This is a genomic window from Meiothermus rufus DSM 22234, from assembly GCF_000423425.1.
Taxonomy (GTDB): domain Bacteria; phylum Deinococcota; class Deinococci; order Deinococcales; family Thermaceae; genus Meiothermus; species Meiothermus rufus.
This window is the reverse complement of the sequence record NZ_AUHY01000114.1, coordinates 1-2,446: the sequence shown is the minus strand read 5'-3', so window position 1 is coordinate 2,446 and position 2,446 is coordinate 1. Positions and strand designations below refer to the sequence as shown.

Genomic DNA, 2,446 nt, shown 5'->3' with positions numbered 1-2,446 from the left:
GATGCAGGAGGAGTCGGTTCCCCAGTCTCACATGTGTTGACCGATTACACCCCTATTGACACATCTGCGAGGCTTTGATATGCTTCTCGTTGCGCCCCGCGGAGGCGGAGAGTGCGAGGATCATGACAAAGGGGTAGATGAGGTTAGCGGGAGGCTGTCCTGCACGCGGAAAGCGGGCGGGGTAGTTGAAGGCGAATGCGACGCTTGGGGGGAACTCCAGGCGATGAAGAAGGTCAAGATAGAACGGGCACACGGTGGATGCCCTGGCACCTAAGCCGATGAAGGACGTGATTACCTGCGAAAAGCCCGGTGGAGCTGGTAGTAAGCGTTGATACCGGGATGTCCGAATGGGGGAACCCGGCCTGTGGGAACACAGGTCACCGCGGAAGCGGGGGGAACCTGGGGAACTGAAACATCTTAGTACCCAGAGGAGAAGAAAGAGACATCGATTCCCTGAGTAGCGGCGAGCGAAAGGGGAGGAGCCTAAACTGCTGAGCGTGCTCAGCGGGGTTGTGGGGCTGGCGATATCGAAGCGGAGGCCTAGTCGAAGGGTCTGGGAAGGCCCACCATAGAAGGTGAAAGTCCTGTAGACGAAAGGCGGAGGCTAGTAGCCAGTACCCGAGTAGCCTGTGGTTCGTGGAGCTATGGGTGAATCTGCGCGGCCCACCGCGTAAGGCTAAATACTCTAGGTGACCGATAGCGGACCAGTACCGTGAGGGAAAGGTGAAAAGAACCCCGGGAGGGGAGTGAAATAGAACCTGAAACCGTGTGCCTACAAGCAATCACGGGGCTATCTGCCTTAGGGCGGAGGCTTTGTGGTGTGCCTATTGAAGCATGAGCTGGCGACTTACGGTAGCGGGCGAGCTTAAGCCGGTAGGCGGAGGCGTAGCGAAAGCGAGTCCGAATAGGGCGATAGTGGGCCGTTCGCGGCCCGGAGTCCGTTGCCGTAGACCCGAAACCCAGAGAGCTAGCCCTGGCCAGGCTGAAGCCGAGGTGACACTTGGTGGAGGGCCGAACCGGTTGGAGATGCAAATCCTTCGGATGAGCTGGGGTTAGGAGTGAAAAGCTAACCGATCTGGGAGATAGCTGGTTCTCCTCGAAATGACTTTAGGGTCAGCCTCGGATGCTGATTTGGGCCTGTAAAGCACTGATAGGGCTAGGGGGCCTACCAGCCTACCAAACCCTTTCAAACTCTGAAGGGTCCAAAGGGGAGTCCGGGAGTGAGGGCGCGAGTGCTAACATCCGTGTCCAAGCGCGGGAACAACCGAGACCGCCGATTAAGGTCCCCAAGTGCGGGCTAAGTGGGAAAAGATGTGGGGTTGCCCAGACAGCCAGGAGGTTGGCTTAGAAGCAGCCATCCTTTAAAGAGTGCGTAATAGCTCACTGGTCGAGTGACCCTGCGCTGAAAATGATCGGGGCTTAAGCCTGCCACCGAAATCGCGGACTTTCGCAGCGATGCGGGAGTGGTAGAGGAGCGTTCCCTATGCCGAGGAAGCCATACCGTGAGGAGTGGTGGAGGTATGGGAAGTGCGAATGCCAGCATGAGTAACGATAAAAGGGGTGAGAATCCCCTTCGCCGTAAACCCAAGGTTTCCTACGCGATGGTCGTCATCGTAGGGTTAGGCGGGGCCTAAGGATAACCCGAGAGGGGAAGCCGACGGACAACTGGTTAATATTCCAGTCCTACTTCGCGGTGCGATGGGGGGACGCTTTAGGCTAGGCAAACCGGAGCCATGGACGAGCCCGGACAGAAGCGCGAAGGGGGCTATAGGCAAATCCGTAGCCCATATACCGGCGCGTGGTGTGGAAGCCGCAAGGTGACAACTTGCCGAAGCCATGGAGCCAAGAAAAGCCTCTAAGCACAACCGCGGAGTACCCGTACCGCAAACCGACACAGGTGGGTGGGTGTCAATGCACCAAGGCGCGCGGGAGAACCCTCGCTAAGGAACTTTGCAATCTAGCCCCGTAACTTCGGGAGAAGGGGTGCCTACAGCGATGTAGGCCGCAGTGAATAGGCGCTGGCGACTGTTTACCAAAAACTCAGCTCTGTGCGAACACGTAAGTGGAAGTATACGGAGCGACGCTTGCCCGGTGCTGGAAGGTCAAGGGGAGGGGTGCAAGCCCCGAACCGAAGCCCCAGTGAACGGCGGCCGTAACTATAACGGTCCTAAGGTAGCGAAATTCCTTGTCGGGTAAGTTCCGACCTGCACGAAAAGCGTAACGATCAGCGCGCTGTCTCAGCGAGGGACCCGGTGAAATTGAACTGGCTGTGAAGATGCAGCCTACTCGTGGCAGGACGAAAAGACCCCGTGGAGCTTTACTGCAGTCTGGCCTTGAGATTCGGCCGTTTCTGCGCAGGATAGGTGGGAGCCTATGAAGCCGGGGCTTTGGCTTCGGTGGAGGCGCCGGTGAGATACCACCCTGAGACGTCTGGATTTCTAACCCG

The 2,446-nt window shown here is 57.9% G+C and carries 1 rRNA gene; it reads left to right on the top strand.

Annotation, left to right across the window (positions count from 1 at the left end):
• Positions 1-231: 231 nt before the first annotated feature.
• Positions 232-2,446 (top strand): 23S ribosomal RNA (locus G552_RS0113610); the annotation flags it as partial.